At 53.0% G+C, this 21,057-nt stretch carries 17 protein-coding genes; 3 read left to right on the forward strand and 14 right to left on the reverse strand.

Annotation, left to right across the window (positions count from 1 at the left end; genetic code table 11):
• Window positions 1-146: 146 nt before the first annotated feature.
• Complete coding sequence (locus ACWAU4_RS01620) at window positions 147-1,604, forward strand: MFS transporter (RefSeq protein ID WP_454290420.1); 1,458 nt, start codon at window positions 147-149, stop codon at window positions 1,602-1,604.
• Here the strand turns inward: ACWAU4_RS01620 and ACWAU4_RS01625 are convergent.
• The 5 genes from ACWAU4_RS01625 to speFL all read right to left on the reverse strand — a co-directional run bounded on the left by ACWAU4_RS01625 (window position 1,601) and on the right by speFL (window position 9,740).
• On the reverse strand, window positions 1,601-4,294 hold the full coding sequence (locus tag ACWAU4_RS01625) for a DEAD/DEAH box helicase (protein WP_454290421.1): 2,694 nt from the start codon (window positions 4,292-4,294) through the stop codon (window positions 1,601-1,603). The two genes, ACWAU4_RS01620 and ACWAU4_RS01625, sit on opposite strands and share 4 nt — an antisense overlap.
• 270 nt (window positions 4,295-4,564) lie before the next feature.
• On the reverse strand, window positions 4,565-5,719 hold the full coding sequence (locus ACWAU4_RS01630) for a porin (protein ID WP_025011934.1): 1,155 nt from the start codon (window positions 5,717-5,719) through the stop codon (window positions 4,565-4,567).
• Window positions 5,720-5,796: 77 nt separating this feature from the next.
• On the reverse strand, window positions 5,797-7,116 hold the full coding sequence (gene potE / locus ACWAU4_RS01635) for a putrescine-ornithine antiporter (protein WP_028780970.1): 1,320 nt from the start codon (window positions 7,114-7,116) through the stop codon (window positions 5,797-5,799).
• A gap of 58 nt (window positions 7,117-7,174) precedes the next feature.
• Window positions 7,175-9,340: an ornithine decarboxylase SpeF gene (speF, locus tag ACWAU4_RS01640; RefSeq protein WP_208163145.1), complete on the reverse strand. Its 2,166-nt coding sequence runs from the start codon at window positions 9,338-9,340 to the stop codon at window positions 7,175-7,177.
• A 268-nt stretch (window positions 9,341-9,608) separates the two neighbouring features.
• A complete protein-coding gene (gene speFL / locus ACWAU4_RS01645) occupies window positions 9,609-9,740 on the reverse strand; it encodes a leader peptide SpeFL (RefSeq protein ID WP_363325324.1) in 132 nt (43 codons plus the stop codon).
• 407 nt (window positions 9,741-10,147) lie between these two features.
• Here speFL and ACWAU4_RS01650 point away from each other — a divergent pair, with 407 nt between their 5' ends.
• Window positions 10,148-10,483, forward strand: coding sequence for a YkvA family protein (locus ACWAU4_RS01650; RefSeq protein WP_025011932.1), 336 nt, complete (start codon window positions 10,148-10,150; stop codon window positions 10,481-10,483).
• 36 nt (window positions 10,484-10,519) lie between these two features.
• Here the strand turns inward: ACWAU4_RS01650 and ACWAU4_RS01655 are convergent, their stop codons facing one another.
• From ACWAU4_RS01655 to ACWAU4_RS01695, 9 genes are all read right to left on the reverse strand, one after another.
• Entirely contained in the window at window positions 10,520-11,578 is a 1,059-nt protein-coding gene (locus tag ACWAU4_RS01655) for a porin (RefSeq protein WP_045283599.1), read from the reverse strand.
• A gap of 103 nt (window positions 11,579-11,681) precedes the next feature.
• Window positions 11,682-12,647, reverse strand: a complete 966-nt coding sequence (locus tag ACWAU4_RS01660) for a formate dehydrogenase subunit gamma (protein WP_045283600.1) — start codon at window positions 12,645-12,647, stop codon at window positions 11,682-11,684.
• Window positions 12,648-12,665: 18 nt separating this feature from the next.
• Complete coding sequence (locus ACWAU4_RS01665; protein WP_045283601.1) at window positions 12,666-13,289, reverse strand: TorD/DmsD family molecular chaperone; 624 nt, start codon at window positions 13,287-13,289, stop codon at window positions 12,666-12,668.
• Complete coding sequence (locus ACWAU4_RS01670; protein ID WP_025890007.1) at window positions 13,286-13,834, reverse strand: 4Fe-4S dicluster domain-containing protein; 549 nt, start codon at window positions 13,832-13,834, stop codon at window positions 13,286-13,288. The genes ACWAU4_RS01665 and ACWAU4_RS01670 overlap by 4 nt, the downstream gene beginning before the upstream one ends.
• A gap of 11 nt (window positions 13,835-13,845) precedes the next feature.
• Window positions 13,846-16,047 (reverse strand): molybdopterin-dependent oxidoreductase, encoded by a 2,202-nt coding sequence (locus tag ACWAU4_RS01675; protein WP_454290422.1) that lies wholly within the window; start codon window positions 16,045-16,047, stop codon window positions 13,846-13,848.
• 117 nt (window positions 16,048-16,164) lie between these two features.
• The gene (locus tag ACWAU4_RS01680; protein WP_454290423.1) at window positions 16,165-17,607 is read right to left on the reverse strand and encodes a disulfide bond formation protein B; all 1,443 of its coding nucleotides are present in this window, start codon (window positions 17,605-17,607) and stop codon (window positions 16,165-16,167) included.
• Window positions 17,608-17,616: 9 nt separating this feature from the next.
• Entirely contained in the window at window positions 17,617-17,784 is a 168-nt protein-coding gene (locus ACWAU4_RS01685) for a hypothetical protein (RefSeq protein WP_164489371.1), read from the reverse strand.
• Window positions 17,785-17,816: 32 nt separating this feature from the next.
• The gene (locus tag ACWAU4_RS01690) at window positions 17,817-18,779 is read right to left on the reverse strand and encodes a LysR family transcriptional regulator (RefSeq protein WP_025011927.1); all 963 of its coding nucleotides are present in this window, start codon (window positions 18,777-18,779) and stop codon (window positions 17,817-17,819) included.
• Between the two features lie 294 nt (window positions 18,780-19,073).
• On the reverse strand, window positions 19,074-20,282 hold the full coding sequence (locus ACWAU4_RS01695; protein ID WP_454290424.1) for an IS4-like element IS10A family transposase: 1,209 nt from the start codon (window positions 20,280-20,282) through the stop codon (window positions 19,074-19,076).
• A 170-nt stretch (window positions 20,283-20,452) separates the two neighbouring features.
• On the opposite strand from ACWAU4_RS01695, the gene ACWAU4_RS01700 reads away from it, so the two are divergent.
• Entirely contained in the window at window positions 20,453-21,022 is a 570-nt protein-coding gene (locus ACWAU4_RS01700) for a hypothetical protein (protein ID WP_037475286.1), read from the forward strand.
• Window positions 21,023-21,057: the final 35 nt, after the last annotated feature.

Genomic DNA, 21,057 nt, shown 5'->3' on the forward strand with positions numbered 1-21,057 from the left:
CGGAATCGGCATTCATCCTACCTAAAGTGATGATCCAAGGCCAGATGCCGACCGTCCAGTGATTGTAAATATCATTGACCGACGGTCGGTCGAAATCTATATTGAGAATTATTCTCAATAATTGTTAAGCTTCAAGGAGGAACAGCATGTCTTCTCTGCGTCAGGTCGCTCTGCTTGCGGCCATCTGTCTGGGCACTTTTATGGCGACTCTGGATATCAGCATAGTCAATGTCGCCTTGCCGACCATGAAACAGGAGTTGGCAATCAGCATGGCGGATTCCCAATGGGTGGTGAACGCCTATGCCCTGTGTTTATCGGCTTTAATTCTTTCTTCCGGGCCGCTGGGGGACCGTTTTGGCCGCAAGTTGTTGTGGCTCTGCGGGGGCGTGCTGTTCACTCTGGGTTCAATCGCCTGCGCCATGGCAGACTCTCTGTGGCTGTTACTTCTGGGAAGGGTGATTCAAGGGATTGCCGGTGCCGCCGTTATCCCGGGAGCCCTGTCTCTGTTGACCCACGCCTTTTCTGACGTTGGCGCCCGCACCCGCGCGATAGGCATCTGGTCATCGGTCAGTGCCCTGTCACTGATACTGGGGCCGATAGTCGGCGGTTTGCTGGTGCAGCATGTGGGTTGGCAGAGCATTTTCTGGATCAATGTCCCCATAGGCATAATCGCATTACTGCTGGGGGCTTGGGGGCTGGACGAGAGTGCCGACCCGGAACAGGCGGCACTGGATTTTGCCGGGCAGTTGCTCAGCATACTCTTCCTTGGGGGACTGACCTATGGCCTTATCGGCTTGGGTGAGCATGATTGGTTGAGTTATCACACCTTGGTGCCGCTGCTGTTGGCCGCCATTTTGTTTGCGGTCTTTATCCGGGTTGAACTTAAGGCGCCGCGGCCACTGCTGCCGCTGAAGTTGTTTCGGCAGCGGGACTTTAGTTGCTATAACTCGGCTTCCTTTGTGTTGGGCTTTTCTGCCTACAGCAGCGTGTTTTTTATGTCGCTGTTTTTTCAGGAAGCGCAGCGTTGGGATGCCGCCGAGGCCGGTTGGCGGATGGCGCCCGAGTTTATCGCCATGGCTGTGGCGGCCATGGGGTTTGGCCGCCTGGCGGCGAACTTTGGAGTCAGGCGACTGATGAGTCTGGGGTATGGATTGATGGCTTTGGCGCTCATGTTGCTGTCAAACCTGCAAGCGGAAACGGCTTATTCTCTGACGGCGGGCTATCTTGCCCTGCTTGGTTTGGGAATGGGGCTGGCGGTACCGGCAACCAGTGAGCTGGTGATGGCCAGTGTCGGGGCCCAGCGCTCGGGCATGGCTTCGGCCACCATGAATGCCGTGAGGCAGACGGGTATGACCTTGGGGATCGCCCTCTTGGGCACCTTGATGAGCCGGGTCATCTACACGGCCAAAGAGACTGAAAGCGGGGGACAGTTTGAACCGAGTGGGATAGCGGCGATAAATCATCAGGCGGTTGCCGCCGGCTTTGGGGTCGCCATGTTTTGGGCCGGCGTGCTTTGTTTGGGGATGACCTTATGGTTACTGCTGCTGCGTCATTCCCGTTTGGGTTCGCTTGCGGCCGCCAAAACCGCTTCTGATGATTGTTAACTCTGGGGTTCCCGAGTCAGCTTACTGCGAATGCGCTCGATACAGGCACCGGGATTCTTCAACCAGAGTCCATAGCTGATGGGCAACATGGGCACCTTGGCCCGCTGCAGTATCTTGTATGTGTCCAGTTCAAAAAAGTCCATCCAGGGGCCGGGAAAGCCGATGAGATCCAGCGCCAGATACTCGCCCTGCCAGCGGCAGAGGATATCCACCTCTGTGCCGGCTATCTCATAGCCCGGCCAGGTTTCGATATTGTGCCCGGCCAAGGCGTCACAAAGCTGGCGCTGAAACTGATCCAACTGGTCATTTTGCCTGTGCCGAGCATTGAATTGACGGCTGGATTCCAGATAGAGGCGCAGCAGTGAGTTGCTCGGCAGCTCTTGGGCCGCTACCGAAACAAACAGGTGCTGTTGTTCCCTGGCGCGGGTAATGGCTACATTGAACACATCTTCGCGGTTGAGATATACCGCGGCTCTCTTGCTCTGTGGGTCAACGGCGAAGGAGAGATACATAATGTCGCGTTCCTCTCCCTGAAAACCAAAGGGGGTGTCGGCCCGCAGGCGATATTTTTCCAGCTCGGTGGCGGAAAACTGTTTGAACAAAGCATCGGCCAGCGCATCGGCCTGAGCCCTAAAAGGCGATAACACTCCCAGCGACTTGGGCATTCCCGCTTGTTCGCAACTGTCTATCTGCTGCCTTATCAGGTTGCACAGTGCACTGACTTCAGCCTGGTTGACTCCCTGTTCACTGCGCTCGCCCATCACTGAGTGCAGATGCAGATGGCCGCTGCTGGTACAGGGTCTGTGCTGCATTATCCGCAGCCGCTGCTGATAAAACTGTGAGTTGCTGAAGCTGATAAGCTCGGGAGCGCTGCGAAAGTGCTCATCGAGAAAGGCGATCTGCTGCTGGGAGGCTATCTGCTCGGCCACCAGATCCAAAATCGATTTATCGCGATAGCTGCAGATGCCGGATTGCGCTGTGGACACGCCATGCAGTTGTTGCAACGCCTGCTCTTTGCTGCGGGACAGGAAAGAGATATGCCTGAGTTGCTTGCCATCGCCGACCACCAGGGCCCGTTTGGCCCGAAACAGCGCCGGTAAGGCGCTGGTGATATTGCTCTGGCTGGCTTCATCGAAGATAACCAGATCGAATAGCTCCCGCTGCAACGGCAACACCTTGTGAAGGGTGTTGAGGCTCACCAGCCAGATGGGAAACGCCTGCTGCAACACCTGGTAATCCAAGGTATCGAACAGTGCAAACTGCCGCTGTGAGGTGCGGGAACGAATCGCTTGATTGAAAGTTTGCAGCTGTTGCCTGTGGTTGTTCAGCAAGCCGGCGACCCGGCTGGCTTTGACATTTTGCAGCAACTTGGCTGCCAGCGCCTCTTTGGTTGTCAGGCTATCGTTCAACTCATCCAGAGTGTCCCAATGTTGGCTCAGGTTTTCCATGCTGTGGCCAAACAGAGCAAGATAGAGCTGCAACAACCAGCGCCGCTGTGAGCGCTCCAGTTTGTGCAGCCTTTGACCGCGGCGGATGGCGCGGCGTAAAAATCGCAGCAGCCGGCGTTCTGAGTTGTCCAGTTGCCGGTTCAATAAATTGAGCTGGCTTTCCAACTGCTGCGGGGGGGTGTGCTCAAGTGAATGATAGCCGTCCAGCAGATTGCTGAGATAATCCTTTAGCTGTTTCAGGAAGGCCTTTTGTCCCGCCCGCAGGCTGATGTCCTTGAGCCCGAACTGACTCTCAAGCTTGTCGTTAATGACATCGAGCGCATGTTCGTTGTTGGCGACGATCAGCACAGACTCGCCCCGGGCCATATGTTCGGTCGCGACGGCGGCTATGGTATAACTCTTGCCTGTTCCCGGCGGCCCGACAACGCAGCCAAGACTGTGGCCGGCGCCAATCTCCAGCACTTGCTGCTGTGCCCGGGACAAGAGGCAGGGCAGGTACTGGCTTTTGAGCCGGCGCTTGGCTTCGGCCTTGGGTGGCAGTTGTGTTCCCATCAGATTCTGCAGCGGCGCCGAGAGTTCGGCGGCATTCATCATGGCAGAGATCTCATGCAGAATGCCGCGACTGGCGCTGGGGCGTTTCAGAAACACCAGCGCCGATGCCGGCACCAGAGTTAACTTACGCTTGCGGGTCAGGCGGGCGAGGCTGTCATAGCCTGTCAGCTTGGGGAATCCCAGCAGCCCCAGGGTATCTATGTTCTGGTGGCTCTGGCTCAACAGCGAGGTCCAGCTGTCGGGGCGCTCGGGAGCGAAGATGGCGTCAAAGCCGGCTTCCATACTGTCTTCCGGCAGCAACAGCCGCAGCAAGGGTTCGTTAATCTGCAGTGCCCCCTCTTTGAGGGAAACATAGAAGCTGCCGTCATCTTCTTCCAACTGTGCTTCTTTAAAAACCAGAGGGCTGAGTACAGTGCGGGTCTGCCCCTCTTCCTTTAGCTGGCCGACCACGAAATGGGAAACATAGAGCAGTTGGCGCTCGCGCTGGTACATGGCGATTCTGGGCAGGAGCTGCGCCCCGGCTTCATGGGCGATTGGCTGTCTTGGCAGGAAGCCTGAAAGCAGCGAATCCTCGCCCTCAATAAATAGCCTGTCTTCCTGGTTTAGTTTGCCAAGGTGCCACAGATTAAGGTCGACACAATCTTCCTTATAGCAATCCTGGTAGTAAGCGAGTAATGGTTTGGCGGGCATGACCTTGGCTACTTTTTTGCGTTGGCGCGGCTGCATCCACTGAAGCCGCGGGATGGCAAGTATCCTAACGGTTTAGGCGTAAGCTTTCCAGAAATGCGCCATGATGCCGGTCGTTTTGAGTGGAGCCTGGGGGCATATCTCCCGCCAAACTTTTCGGTTTCAAGTAAAAAAAACCACCCTGGAAGGAAGTGGGGTCAGGGTGGCCGAGCGTGCCTGGCAAAAAGGGTACTGCCAGCAATGGAGTGGGAGTGTGCCGCTATAGAAGTTCAGTTAAAAGAAGTAGTTGATCCCCACTGCGAAGTTATTGTCCTGGGCGGCATCTTCGGCCGGGTCATCCATGTCGCTGAAGTCCAGTTTGGCCTCAAAGAACATCACAGTGTCTCTGCTGTATCTATAGTGCAGACCCACCATGGCAAACTGGCGACGCCAGTCCCCTTGAATGGCGCTGTGCTGATCTGTATCCAGATCCAGGTAGCTGAGCATGGCAATGGGCACAAAGCCGTTGTCGTATTGGTAGGCCACCATCAGTTCGGCGCCGGTGGCGTCGTACAGTTCACCGCCAACCAGTTCGTTGTTGTCACTCTTGTGGGCGTTGAAACCCACATACAAACCGCTGGCTTCACGGTTGGGTGCATAGTGATAATAGTCGCCATACATGGCACCTATGCCTACTATCTGGTTGGTCACCTTGAGTTCGCTGCCTTCCAGGTGGCCATCGATATCACCACGGTTGAAGCCGGCCAGCAGTTTGAACTTGTCGGTGACGCTGTAGGTCAGGCTGGCACCGTAGCTGGAATCAAAGTCCAGTTCAGAGTTGGCCAGTGGTTCGCCATTGCTGTCCTGTACCGAGACCTCACCATCTTGCTTGGCGGCGTATTGCAGTGCCAGATGCAGCGGGCCAAAGTCATTGCGGTATTGGAATGCGGCATCGGCGCGCCCGGTACCCGTCAGGCCACCATCGCCGAAGGTGTAAGCGCCGACGGCATAACCGGCCACGACATTGGGTAAGTCAGTGGTACCGGCCACATCATAATAGGCGCCCCACTGCTTCCCGAAGGTCAGGCTACCCCAGGTATCGTGGGACAGACCGACATAACCCAGGCGGTTGTTAAGGAAGTCATCGGTTTTCTCTGCGGCGAGTCTGCCGCCCTGTAGCACCAGATTGTCATCACTGGTGACCATGTTGATGCCCCATTCGGTGACCGCATAGGCGGTCCAGCCGTTGCGTTCTTTACGCTCGAAGCTCAAACGTATCCTTGACGTGTCGTCAATTACCGAGGTCTCGTGGCCATCATTGTAGGCGGCGAAACCCAGCCATCCGCTGATGCCAAAGCTATTGGTATCATCGTTGTACAGATCGATTGCCTGGGCTGAGCCGCAGAGTAGCAGCGCAGGGATTGCCAGCGCCAGTATTGTCTTGTTCATAGTCCACCTCATCCAATATTGTTATTGATTTAACTTTTAGGTGGGCGCGCACGCAGGGGAGTGCACACCCGTAAGCCTTAAGCGTGTTTCAATTTTTGCTTGTCGTTTTTGTTGGAAATAATGCCGAACAGGGTCCAACCGAAGAAGGTTGCGATAGAACCCAGCATTACGGCGGTTTCCCCTGAGCTATAGAGGGCATAGAAGCTGTACAGGGCACCAATTACCGCCATAAAGTTGGCAATTCGGGCCTGTTTTACAGGGATATTCAATTGCTTTTGCATCACACCCAGAGCAGCCATGGAAAGGATGTAAGGGATGATGTTGGTGACCACGGCCAGGTTAACCAGCGCCTCAAACTGTTTGCTCAGCGATGGGCTGATGGTCATCAGTGACAGTACCGTTTGTACCGAAACGATGATCAGCATGCCCACAACCGGGGCGTCTTTCTTGGTCACCTTGGAGAAGGCTTTAGGGAAGAAACCTTCATCGGCAGATGACTTGAACACCTGGGCGATGGTGAACTGCCAACCCAGCAGGGAACCGGTACAAGAGATGATGGCACAGGCCATGACGATGGAACCGATAGTGGGGTTGAACATTTGCGCAAAGGCCAGACCGAAAGGTGCGTTGGACAGCGCCAGCTCACCGTTGGGTACAATACCGGCGATCACGTTGGTAGAGATGATGTAGATAACCGCTGCACCTATGGTGCCGCCCATTACCGCGATAGGCACGTTTTTCTCTGGGTTCTCTACTGCTTCAGAGTTGGCACAGGCAGATTCCAATCCCAGGAAGGCCCACAGTGTCATGGCGATTGAGCCACCCAGAGCCTTGAAGAATGGCATGTCGTGGGGGTTCCAGGCCGCTTTGTACAGGTCAAAGTCGAACCAGAACCAACCTATGAGGGACACCCCGATAACCGGAATGATAATCCCCCACACGGTAACACTGGATACCTGACCTGTGATGCGGGCACCACCGAAGTTGGCCACAGTGGCCAGCCAGAGCACACCTATGGTGGCCAGACAGATAGCGATGGGGCTGAGTTCGACACCGAACAGCACGGCACCATAGCCCACGGCGGAAATCGCGATGGCCACGTTGGCGATCAACAGAGATACCGCATAGGTATAGTTGGCCATAAAGTTGCCACTGCGACCGAAGGCATACTCGGCATAACCGCCCATACCACCCGATTTTTTGCTGAACATACCGCACTTGGCAAAGGCGTAGGCCAATGCCGTTGAACCCGCCGCCGTCACCAACCAGGACAGAATTGAAATCGTTCCCACCTGAGCCAGCTGGGTTGGCAGCATAATGATACCTGAGCCCATCATGTTCACTATGGTGAGTATGGTTAGCTGAACCACGCCAATTTTATTATTTGCTTTGCTCATAATTATTTACCTAAGTCATGTTGCCAGGTGGCGGGGCGCCATGCCCCGCCGCTTATGGTTAAGCTTTCAGGACATAGCCCATGGCCTGTTGCCGGCCTTCAGGGGTTTGTTCCAGATACACGCCTTGCAGCTCAGGTGAGAAACCCGGCAGCAGATTGATCCCTTCTTCCAGGGCGAGGAAGTAACGTTGAACCGCGCCACCCCAGATCTCGCCGGGAACCACACAGAGCACTCCCGGTGGGTAAGGCAGGGCACCTTCGGCCGCGATGCGTCCTTCCACCTGTGACAGGGGCACCAGCTCCACATTGCCGCGGATAAACTCTATGTTGGCTTCCTGTGGGTTCATCACGGCTTTGGGGAAGTGGGCCTGGCGGAACATCTCTTTTTGCAGCTGTTTTACATCATGGCTGACATAGAGGTCATGCATCTCCTGACACAGCTGGCGTATGGTGTAACCCTGATAGCGTTCCTTGTTGGCGTTGTAGACATTGGGCAGCACTTCAGACAGCGGCGCATCTTCATCGACCAGCTTCTCGAAGCGGGCAATCTGAGATACCAGATGCTGCATCTTGGCCATGTTTTCGGCCGGGGTGATCAGGAACAGAATCGAGTTGAGGTCGCACTTCTCCGGAATGATGTTATTTTCACGCAGGAAGTTGGCCAGAATCGTCGCCGGAATACCGAAGTTGGTGTACTTGCCGGTTTCGGCATCGATACCCGGAGTCGTCAGCAGGAACTTACAAGGGTCGACGAAGTATTGGCCTTTCTCATATCCCTCGAAGGCATGCCATTTCTGACCGGGTTCGAATTCGAAGAAGCGCAGGTCATCGGCCATCTGTTCGGTTTCATGATCCTGCCATGGGTTACCTTCTATCATTGGCGGAATGAATGGCTTGATATATTTGCACTTTTTCAGCAGTAGTTTACGGGCTTCGATACCGGCTTTCACCGCCTCACGCCACAGGAAGCGGCCACTGGCGCCTTCGTGCATCTTGGCGTTGACATCCAGTGCGGCAAACAGCGGATAGAAGGGGCTGGTGGAGGCGTGCAACATAAAGGCGTTGTTGAAACGTTTATGGTTGCAGTATCTGTCCTGGCCCTTGATATGGCTGTCTTTCTTGTGGATTTGCGAGGTTTGTGAGAAACCGGCCTGTTGTTTGTGTACCGACTGGGTCACCAGGATCCCCGGATCTTCTGCGGTCAGCTCCAGCAACAGCGGTGAGCAGTCGTTCATCATGGGGATAAACTGCTCATAGCCCACCCAGGCGGAGTCAAACAATATGTAGTCACACAGGTGACCTATCTTGTCCACGACCTGACGGGCGTTATATATGGTGCCGTCGTAGGTACCCAGCTGGATCACCGCCAGACGGAAGGGGCGCTTGGCATCGGCACGGCAGGGGTCAACCTTGCGGACTTCTTCGCGCAGATAGTTTTCGCTGAAACAATGGGCATCGATACCGCCGATAAAGCCGAAGGGGTTACGGGCAGTTTCCAGATAAACCGGGGTAGCACCGGCCTGGATCAGCGCGCCGTGGTGGTTTGACTTATGGTTATTGCGGTCAAACAGTACCAGATCGCCCTTGGTCAGCAGCGCATTACACACCACCTTGTTGGAGGCTGAAGTGCCGTTAAGGACAAAGTAAGTCTTGTCGGCATTGAATACTTTGGCGGCATGCTTCTGGGCATCACAGGGGGCGCCTTCGTGGATCAACAGGTCGCCCAGTCTGACGTCGGCGTTACACATGTCGGAGCGGAATACTGTTTCGCCAAAGAAATCAAAAAACTGACGGCCAACAGGGTGCTTACGGAAGAACTGGCCGCCTTGGTGTCCTGGGCAGGCAAAGGTGGAGTTACCCATTTCCACATATTTCTTCAGTGTACCGAAGAAAGGTGGCAGCAGGGCCTGCTCATATTTATTGAGCGCGGTTTCTACCTGTTTGCCGTAAAACTCAGTACTGCTGCTGGCGCACAGCTCAAATACGCCGGTAATGGAAGAGCAGATATCATCGGGAAAGGCTTCTTCACAACATACGGCAACGAAGATCGGCAGTTTCAGGCCTGTGTTATTGATTTTGTCGACTATACCGTTATTAACGTCTGTGACTGAAACAACCACGGCACCAATATCGCAAAAGTCGGTAGTTAATACGTTGACCACTTCTCTTTCAGTATCAAAACAAGAACGAACAGATAAACTTGCTGCAATTTTTAGTGATTTCATAAAATAACCTTATTTAAAAAAGTCAGCAGGGCTCGTATCGGAAAATAAATTCCAATATTAAAATTTAGATAAAGTCAGCCCTGGGCTGATATATTCAAGCAGCGATATTTATGTAAGGCGTAGAGATACCATGACGAATGCTTCGTCAGAGAAAAGGTATAAGAAAGCCTTACCGTTACGCGTGCAGGATATTACCGGCCGAGTAAAAGCAACTAATTGTATGTATTGGGGATGCTAAGGAGATGGATGCGCGGAGCAGCCTATCTCCTCAGTCAGCGATGATTGAGGCGGGGAAAAAGTAGGAGTAGTCAAAATAGTCACGATGGGTTGGCATCATGATATGTCGGGTGCGCCTTATATGCGCCATGATTTTGGACTTTCTCTTCATATACAACTCCATTACGTTTAGAGAAAAGCACTGGTGATAACTTAATTGCGAGTTTATATCCGGCCAAAAAATAAAAGTATGAGCTAAGTCATAGTTCCAATCACTTGTGAAAAAGTGTATCTGCTTATTTTAAATTTTTATTGTTTTTAATGAGTTGTACCAAAAATTTACACTTTATATTTATATATTGTTTTGGTTATACATAAAATAAGGAACATTTAAAATAAATGGATATGTATGATATATCGATATATTTGAGATTATATTGCGATTATTTGATTAAATATTCACTTTATTAAGACTGTTGCATAAAGGTAAATGAGTCGGCGGATTATTCCAGTATCAGACATTTTTATGGTGCTTGACGTTGTCGGGGCCTGGGTTGAATACTGTCCTCTATATCGGCAGTGGAGAGTGAGATGGAACAAGAGCAGTACAGCGACAGTGGTTTCTGGGCCAAACTCAAGGGTTATGCCAGGCAGGCCGGCAGGGAGGTAGTGCAAAAGGCACTCTGGCTATACTATGCCGCCCAAAGACCCGATACCCCCAAATGGGCCAAGACGGTGATCTTTGGCGCCCTGGCGTATTTCATTACTCCCTTGGATGCCATTCCGGATCTGACGCCCTTGGTGGGTTTCAGTGATGATCTCGGTGCGCTGGCAGCGGCACTGACCATGGTGAGCCTCTACGTGAATGCCGAGGTGAAGCAGGAAGCCGATCAGACGCTGAAGCGCTGGTTTGGGGATGAGCAGTAACTCAAGGTTGGCCGTCCCTGGCCCAATGGAGAAGGTTCAGAAGCGCCAGTTCAGATCGAAGTCGTAGCGAATGCCTATGGCAATGCTCTTGTCGGTGGCACCTTGTTCGTTGTCTTGCTGCAGGTACTCCAGGTGCAGGCGTACATTGCCGGCGGGGTTCCATTCCAGCGTGGTGTTGAAGCCCTGATAATCCAGGCTGATATCGGGCTCCAGGCCATCATCGAAGCGGAAGTAGCCCAGCTTGAGTTTGTAGTCCTGCCACAGCGGGATCGCCAGTGCGGCGTCCAGGGTGCTGCCGTCCCTGTCTTCGGAGCCTGTCAATTGATAGTCTTTATACTGGTAGGCGAGCGCCAGATAGATGCCGTTGTCGAAGCTGTAGGCCACAGCGGCGGCGCTGGTCTTATCCTTGCCGGTTTTCAGCTCACCCTCGAAATTGTCCTGTTCCAGATAGCTCACCCCCAGATGCAAACCCTGCCAGTCAAAGCCCAGACCGGCATTGATGGCATCGGCGCCGCTGTTATCGCCTTCACCATCGAAACGTGCCGAGGCCATCAGGGTAAAGTGCTGCAACTTCAACTGATACAACGCCAGGTTGTCGGCGAAGAAGGGGCTTTCCTGGTTGTAGGCAAACGGGCTATTGGCGTTGTTGAATATGTCTGTGTATTCGGCCACCAGGGTGTACTGCACCGGCCGCTGGCGGCCGAAGCTGAGTTGACCATAGGGTGAATCCACCCCGGCAAATGCCAGCCTGGCATCGCCGAAGCTGCCATCACCATTGAGGTTGACTTTCCATTCACCCTGAGCCAGCAAGGCCCAGCCGGGGGCAAATTCGGTGCGGCCCTTGACGCCGATGCGGGACAGGGCATCGCCCACATCCCACTCATCTGTGATGTCACTGTCGCTGTAAACCAGGGTCGGGCGCAGTGAGCCATAGAGGCTGAAGCTGGTGTTCTCGGCGCTGGAGCTGACTTGTTGCTGCTCCAAGCGTTGCAGGCGCTGGTCAATCTGCTGCCAGTCACCGTTGCTGTTATTGTCGGCCGCCATTGCTGTCAGCGGCAGGGCACAACTGAGTAAATACAGGGAAGATGTTCGCATCTGTTTGTCCCTCATTTGGGTATAGGGATCCCCGACCCATCAGGGCCGTGGTTGCCATAGGTTTGGAAAACCCTCCCCCGGGAGCAGGAGGAGGGCGCAGGGGTTATTTGCCTTTGGAGAGGCTGTCGTACCAGAGGTTGTGGTGCTGTTTCGCCCAGTTTTCGTCGCACTTGCCACTGAGCATACATTCCATACCGCCTTCAGAGATCACTGTGGCCATATAGATGTGCACTATTGTAAAGGCGCCGAGCACGAAGGCACTGACTAGGTGGAGGATCAATGCCAGATTGGCACCGTCTTTGGTGGCCACCAGGCTTGGGAACATAAGCACCAGACCCGAGCCGACCATCAGGGCACCGAACAAGGCGAAGCACCAGAACCAGAGTTTTTCACCGGCATTGGCAAAACCGGCATCCGGATGCTTGCCCTTGAAGGGACCGAAGTTCAGATAGCCGCCAACCACTTTGAGCCAGCCGATATCACAGGCTTCCGGCAGTTGCTTACCGGCCCATTTGACCACCATGACCGCCCATCCCAGGATGAAGGGGAAGGCCATCAGGTCATGCAGGGCTACCGAAGTGCCGATAAAGCCGGTCCAGTGGGAGGCGCCCATGTTGGGTTCCAGCCAGAAACGGCCGGCAACCATGATAAGGCCTGTGATGATCAGCAGCAGGCAGGCGATGGCGCCCACCCAGTGCACCAGCACATCCATGCCACTCCAGCGGTCGACCTTTTTGCCAGAAAAGCCCTGGCTCAGCTTGGCTTTACCATTGATGGCCACGAACAATGCCAGCAGTACTATCATGCCAAAGAAGCTGTAGCTCAGGAGGTCGGCCCACCAGGAGGCCGGCGCCAGAGTATCGAGATACCCTTGATTGACGGGGGGCAACGCGTCCGGGAACTGTACCTGTTGCGGCATGCCCCTGAGTTCAGGGATATCGCCCTGAATTGCCACTTCCTGTATCGGTTGCCACTGTTGTGGCTCGGGTGTCAGAGTGTCGGCGGCCAGCAGCGGTAAGCTGAATACTAAGGCCACAGCACCTGAGATAAAGGCATTCAAACTTTTCATGTCAAATCCTTAAACATCTTAATGATGCTTTGCAGTCGGAGTCTCGACCCCGGAATTCTTCAGTCTGGAAGTGAGGAAGTCTTCCAGCACCTGGGCATAGCAACGCCAGAAATCCAGCCGTGAATGTTGGCTGATCCCCTGGGCAAACGCTTGATACCAGGTGCCAAGATGTTGCTCGAGGAAGACTTGCGCCAACTGCTCCAGCTCATCGGCTGCGGCCGGGTCTTCGTTTTGCTGCTGATGGCGCAGGGCCTCGGCACAAAACAGAAACTCCAGCTCATTGCCTATATAGTCAGCCGGTTCGTTGAAACCTGTATCTGTCACCAGTCCCAGCTGCTGGTAGAAGTCGGCGACTTCCAGAGTGCGATCCGTATGGATCTGCCGGCCGACATCGCGGTAGACAGACTCATAGGGAGGCACCAGCAACTTGGTGGGGCCGATACACATACGGTTGAAGTCACACTCAAGTTCCAGAGGCTCTGATTGCCAATGTTTGGCTTGTTGGAGCAACTCTGGATAGCGCTGCTCCTGTTCCAGCCAATCGATAAGCCGCTTGAGCGATTCAGGGCTTGAGGGGGCAAACAGCATTCCCTTCAAGGCCTGATAGCCGCTGGCGACCGGACCGAGGTCGAGATCTGTCATGGCCGCTCCTTGATGATGACCATATTAGGCTTGGTGATGCAGTCGCCGTAACCTACGCCTTGTTTACTGGCTGAAGGTTTCTGGGCCAACACCTGCTGTACTCTGTCGGTATCCAGACACTTGACCGGACAACCGTCGACACAGGCGGGCTTGAGACCCTGATCGATAAGCTCAATACACATGTTGCACTTGGCGGCTTTGCCATCGGTTTTCAGCATGACTACCGCATCATAAGGGCAGGCACTGACACACAGGCCGCAACCGGTACATTTCTCGCGGTTGAGTACTACCAAACCATCGTCACGCACTGTATAGGCCTGAGCCGGGCACACCATGAGACAAGCCGGGTTGCCGCAATGCATGCAGGAATGACTGAGCCACACGTCCACCATGCCGTCGTCACGTTTGACTTCGTAGCGGTCTACCTTGCGAAAGCGCACGTCTTCCGGCAGCTCATTGTGGATCTGGCAGGCTATGGTGCAGGCCTGGCAGCCGACACAGTTTTCCTGTCTGAAGACGAATCCGAGTTGATGTTTGTTTTCCATGAGGATCTCCTTCAGGCTTTGGCCAGTGCCACGCGGGTTGAGTGATAGGCCGAGCAGCCGCCCATATCGGTCAATTTGTCTGTGGTCAACGAGTTGGTGCAGCCTTCGGTGCCGTTGGGATTGAGCCTGAGCCAGTTACACTTGGGAGTCATCAGCGAGCCCTCTGGCACACCTGTGGTGACCATGGCCACAAATTTGGCTTCACCTCTGTGGTTGCTGAGTTTGACTGTGTCGTTGTTGGCAATGCCGTATTGTTGGGCATCTTTGGGATTGATCTTGACGTAGTAGGCTGGAATAGCGCGGATATATTTCACATTGTAGAAGGAGCTGTTAACCCGCTGTGGTACCCCGGAAGATAGCAAGCGGAATGGCAGCTCTCGCTCTCTGGGTTCCATCTCATCCTCTGGCAGGCCCCAATCCAGTACCGGATGGAAACCGGCATCGGCCATCAACTGAGAACTGAATTCAATCTTGCCGCTTGGGGTTTCATATTTACCGTCGGCCAATACGGGCTGAGGAATGTCCAGCTTGATGTATTTCTCCTTCATCAGCCGGTCATAGGTTACTCCTTTATAGTACTCGGAGTCGGTATCCAGCAGCTCGCGGATCACATCGTCATTGCTTGCCTGAAAGGCGGGGTCTTCAAAGCCCATTACCTGGCCCAGCTCGCGGAAGAAGGTCCAGTTACACTTGGCTTCACCCAGAGGTTCAATCACCTTCTGGCACACCTGTACATAGTAGCCGTGGTAGTCACCGACAATATCATCGGTTTCAAACTGGCTGGCAGCCGGGACTATGATGTCGCAGTACTGCAGAGAGTCTGTCATTACCATGTCGTGGCCGACAACAAACAGGTCTTCGCGCTTCATCCCCTCGAGCACCGCATTGGTATCGGGTGCCACAACCACAGGGTTACCGTTGTAGATGATCATCCCGTGGATCGGCTTGCTGGGCTTGTCGTGGCTGGTGGGATTGGTTGGATGCAGCGCCTTGGCCAGCTCTGTCATATTGATCCGCTGGGCATCCGGATTCGGGCGCATATATTTGCCGCTGGCCTGGTACTGATTCAAGCCACCACCCGCATGAACGTTGTCATAGATAAGGCCGTTACCGCGCTTACCGAAATTGCCTGTGACCGCCAGCAGCATGGCGACGGCGCGAGACATACGGGCACCGTTGAAGTTGCGCTGGAAGCCATAACCCATACGCAGCATGGTTTTTTCGTTTTCACCCAGTACCTGGGCAAATTCAAACATCTTGGCTCTGGGTACCCCGGTAATGACTTCGATTTCGTCGTAGCTGATTTCATCGAGGCGCTTGAGCAACTCATCGTAGCCTATGGTCTGTTCGGCGATAAACTTATGATTAACCAGATCTTTTTCTACAAGATACTTCATGATACCGGCACACAGTTGTACGTCTGTGCTGGGGCGAGGTTGCAGGTAGATGTCAGCCTGAGAGCACAAAGGTGTGCGCTGTGGGTTGACCGCCAGCAGCTTGGTGCCGCGATCCCTGGCCTGGTTGATGAGCTTGATAGCTATGGTGTTGGAAACGACTTCATCGTGTCCCCAGGTCAGATAGACGTCACTGAGCAGCACATCTTCAGGATCCGGGCCGAGGAAGGTGCCGTAGAGTGACTTGAGGCCGTCATAGGCGGCGTAGGTACATACCTTACGTTCCAGAATGGAGGAACCGATACGGTTCCAGAAACGCTCGCCGGAGGCCGACATGCCGATAGCACCATAGTTACCCGAATAGCTGTAGGGCAGAATTGCTTCCGAACCGTGCTCATTGATGATCTGCTTAAAGCGGCTGGCGATCTTGCTGTAGGCTTGATCCCAGGTGATCCGGCGCCACTTGCCTTCACCCTTCTTGCCCACCCGTTCCATGGGATGCAGGATACGGTCGGCGGCATAGGTGTACTGAACATAACTTTGCCCCTTGAGGCAGGGTGCCTTGCCAGTCTTGGCCTGTTCCTCGGCGCCGGTGACATAAGTCATTCTGCCGTCCTGAACCCGGAACTTGAGCAGACAGCGGGCGGCGCAGTTACGCAGGCAGCTGTGGTACACGACTTTGCCGTTACGCTTGGCCAGCAACCCTGAATTGGCTCCCGCCTCTTTGGCATTGGCAACACCGGGAGTCAACCCTGACAGTGAGGAAAGCACGGCTGTGGCGCTGGCCCCCTGTAGAAATGTGCGTCTGTTGATTTTCATAGTCATCACTCACCATAATTTGGACCCTGGGTCCGTTATGATTGTTGGCCCAAGGGCCTTTATAGTGCCGGTTTCCCGGCGTTACCCCGGGGGATCCCCCCCCGGAGCTAAGGTGCGTTACATTACAAAGGTTTGCAGTTGGTTACGGCCATTCACCAGGCTGACAGTCAGCAGTTGACCATCGCGAACCAGCAAGCCCTGTGGGTTGTTTGTGCCAGGCAGTTTCACACCTGAGTGAACTTCACCTGTGAGCAGGTTGAGTTGCACGGCTTCACTCGCGTCATTGTTGAGCAGCCAGGCTTGCTCGCCATCGACGCTGATACCCGTCAGTTGTGGCAGCGCCTTGCCTTCAAGCCCCTTGAGATTGGCTTCGGCAGACAGTGTCATGTCACCCTTGTCGAAACGGGATACCACCAAGGCATCGCTGAGTTCGTTGCGGGTGGTGACAGTGACGTATTGATCCAGCGCTTTGCTGTAACCCAGTGCCAGGCTATAACTGGTCTTGGCTCTGACAGTGCTGAACTGACCACGGGCCGTTTCGCCTATGCCGTCGTTGCTCTGATTGAAGCGGCGATAGTTCATTTCCCAATTTTGCTCAGGATCCACTACCAGTTCGGCCCAGGCCTTGTTGAACCCCATCACCAACAGGCTGTTGGCCGAGGTAAAGCTGACGCCGCTCAAGGTTTCAATGTGCAGCATATACATGCCGTCGATTTGCGCCTGAGTGAGCAGCTTGAACTGACGGTCGAGTATGTAGACCCAGTTGTCTGAAGTGGTCAGGGCGTAGAGCTGGCTTTCAGGCTGGTAGTCGATGGCGGTTACCCGGCCGGAAATCGCTTCCGGCAATGCCGTTTGACTCAGTAGTCTGGCTTCTGGAGCCGAGGTAAACAGTGCAGCCGTCTTGTTCCAACTTTCCATATCAGGGTTGCTGATGGCATAGGCGCCGCGGGCATCCGGGGCATAGGTTGGCCAGTGGTCCAGTTCCCAGCTCATGAACTTGGGATTGAAGGATACGCGGCCTGGACTGTCCTGGCCGACGAAGGGAATCGGGCCGGTTTGGGTAAAGGCCTGTACTATGTTGCCGGCAATCACTACCAGGAATACGCCGCAGGCCAATTTTGGCAGGGTGTCCAGCGGCTGTTTGCCATAGGCATTGCCGGGAAATTTATTGCCCAGGGTCAGTATCAGCAGAGCAACAACCACAAGGACCACGATGAAGACCAGCAGTGCCCAGGTGTAGGTATGGGCGCCCATGATCTTCAATGAGAAGCCCTGGCCTATGTCGCTGCCGAGGTTGATGGAAGTATGCACGAATGCCATAAAGGCACCATAAATACCCAGCCAAACCAGCGCGGCAATATATTTCGGCTTGAGGCCAAAGCGCACAATATACAGAGCGGTCAGCGCCACCAGAATCATTGCCGTACGTTCTTGCCAGCAAAATGCACAAGGGTTATCCAGGAGAATAAATCCGAAAAAGAAACAGGCAATACCTACGGGTAAGGCCATGATGACAATAGCGGCGAAGGATGCCAACTTGTTGAATATATGCTCTTTCATAACGACTCTTTAGTAATTTCCGACTGGAAGTAAAATGCCCCAGGACATCATGATCCAAATAAAGAAACTCATTCCGATACAACCGAAAAGAAGTTTATCTGCCAGTTTTTCTTTTTCTGGTTTCTTATAAACCAGATAAGCGGCATAGGCCGTAATGCAAAATAGTGTGAACTCCATTGGATACCTCTTGTTTCACTTGTGATTTATCTCTATGTGGCCGCAGCCAAACGCCATTCCCGTTCCAGTCCATAAACGAGTTTTGATTTCACCCAGTTGAATGCCGGGGAATTATTAATATTTCCATAAAGAATGTAATTGCCGACGGTACGATGTTCGCTACGGATTTCTTTTATATTTTCAATCATGTTGTCAGATAATCTTCGATAACTGACCGCCGGCAACATGTCGACAAACTTGCGGGTAAATTGATTGCAGCTGAGGGTTATATTGTCCGACTCGGCAAGGATCTGCATCGCGGTGGCAACACTGTCTGTATAACCGGCGACATCCATCTGCAGGCCGTTGTCCCGACACAGATTGACCAGCAAAGGGCAGGTCAGGTCGTTGTAGTTGTCGATTTCCAGCAAGGGATAGTGGGATAGCTGCTCCAATGACATGGATTCGGACAGAATTGGATGATCTTTTCTGGCCAGAATGTAGATATCACCTGTCTCAGAGAAGATTTCATAGTTGAGCCGGGTGTCATCGAAGCCTTCGTAGACCACCACGAAATCGACGCCGCCACCAATGAGCTCATTGCTGCAGTCATGGCTGAGTGTACGGATGTCGAAACGCAAGTTGGGGGCTTCGGGAAGAATATAGTTATCTATGACTTTATGAACCGCATAGACAAACTCATCATAGGCTCTGATAACAAAATGACCGCCGGATTGGCTGGGGGAAAAGACAGAATGTTGCCTCTCAAGCAGTTGATATTGTTCTACCAATAATTTGGCGTGTGGGATTAACTCTTCGGTCTTTTGTGTAGGAATTAATCCATTTGATTTACGGACAAATAAAGAGTCCATAAAAACATCACGTAGCGCATTTAGTGTACGGGTGACGGCACAACTGGATATACCTAATTCGGCTGCGGCCAAGCTTCCTTGACCATGTTTATATACAGCGAGTAAAACTTTTAATTGGTTGTAATTAAGGCTGTCAATTTTCATGTAATCGCTCCCCACACTGCTGAGACATTACTATGAATTCATTGTTGGCCTATTGCCAAGATTAAGATCACATTGAGAAATAGTTAATTATTTGAAACATGAATTGCTTCCTATTTTTAGCTAAGCGAAAAAACCTTATTTCCGCAGACGAAATTAACATAGGGTTATTTTTATTCTCAGGGTGTGAATTTACTCAAGTAATACAGTGAAAGTATTTTCGAGATACTCACTTGTGACTTTGCTACTTGCGCATGACAAAAACTTGTTATAGGGATTCAGTTCTGAAGGATCCCCTCATAAATCAGCCATAGCATAGCCATATTTGAGCAACTGATTGGCGAATAATACCCAGGCCGCCAGCAATTCTTTCTCCGTGATTTGATAATCAGGCCGCCTGAGTACCTCCAATCCCAAGCGAATCGTTGAGAGTACCGTTCGATGCCCAATGGTATTGGCCTGAAAATGCTTATCCCAGCCCTGTTGCTGTGCGTGTAAACCAACTAGCCACAACAGGCATTGAACCATCAACGCTATCAGTAGGATTATGTCGAATCGCTCTGGACTGTTGGTACGACTTTGGCGTAAGCCAAAGCCGTATGCCGGGCTTTTGAGGTCACGAAAGGTTTCCTCTATTTGCATACGTTTGGCGTACAGGTTTACCAGCTGCTTTGGGCTCCGAGATTCTGGTGGTAAATTGCTGGCTAACACCCAAGGCTCTTTCGCCGATGTTGAGTACGTTTTTGCCGATGGATGGTGGCAATTAGTCCTCGTTGAACGCTGATTTGTACGCCCCTTAGGTTTGCTACGATAAAGCGTGAGATGGCAATTGATAGGGTTAGTTTTGGTCAAGGTCTTACAACCCAGGCTCTTCGCTTGACCGTTGGCCAAGTCATGTGTACTGCGAACTGCACGCCAATTTTCAGCGCCAATATCTGCAAATTGAACTGTACCGCGAATACGGCTTAGCCAAAACCAACCATGCGCCTCAACCTCTTTGTACCAAGGCACTTTGAACCCCGCGTCAGTCACGATGAGAGGGGTAACATGCAAAGGTAAAATCTTGGCTAAGTCCGCTAAAAAACCGTTGTGGGAGGCCTTAGAGCATTGTTCTGATAGGGGATAGGACTTCTCATACAGGGTAATAGAGCGGCCATTGAAGGCTATTGAGGCGCGCAGAGCCATGATGCGTTTATGCTCTCGGATGTCTGACCAATCGACGAGCACAATCGGCATAGGGTTACCAGAACAGATGAGGCTGGCATGCCATTGGTAGACAGCTAACCGTTCTTGATGCAGATGCGTGTTGCCGAGCAAACGATCAATGCGCTTGATGTTGTGCTTGGTTCGGGCCGTGGTTTGTAAATTTCGACCTAACTCAGTCAAGGTCAGTGTCTTACATTCAATCAGTGCCTTAGAGGCCAGCATCAAGCTGTTTAATCGTTTTAGGTGAAGTTCTGGGCAGTATTGGTGTAAAGAATGTTGTAGGATATTGGCTTCGCGCATCTTGTTGTCCAAGTGTAGTTTTTGGCGAAACCATTTGATCATGCAACAAGATGCGCTTCCACCCTAATTTGATGATTTATTTGTAAATCATCAGGGGATTCTTCAGGATTCAGTTTGGTTTCAAACTGCGCCGTTATAGTCGTTCATTTAATGGAGAAGGAACAAGAATAATGAAACGATTGGGACTGATGGCATCCTTGCTGCTGGCAACGACGGTTCAGGGGCAGGAGTTGACTGCTGCCGAGCAGTTTTTTAACCACTTATCCGGTTTGTGTGGCAAGGCCTACAGTGGTGAGTTGATCAAGGGGGGCAGCAGCGGCGATGGTTTTACGGGCCAGCCGCTGGTGATGCATGTGCGCCAATGCTCAACAACCGAGATCCGTATTCCGCTGCATGTGGGAGAGGACAGATCCCGCACCTGGGTGATCAGCAAGACGGCCGATGGCCTCAGGCTCAAGCATGATCATCGTCATCAGGATGGCAGCGAAGATGCCGTAACCCAGTATGGCGGTGACAGTCGCAGTCCGGGAACCGAGTCCTGGCAGTCATTCCCGGTCGATGAATTTTCAATTGCCAATTTCAAACAGCATGGTCTGGCCCAGTCGGTAACCAATGTTTGGCATCTGGGGCTGGATCAGCAGAATTTCAGTTATCGCCTGACCCGGGAGAAGCGCGATTTTCTGTTGCAGTTCAACTTAAGCAATGAAGTAACGCCACCTCCGGCGCCATGGGGACATTGATAATACTGGCAAATGGGTGAGGCGACTCAGGATCA

It is taken from the genome of Shewanella sp. FeAMO, from assembly GCF_053653955.1.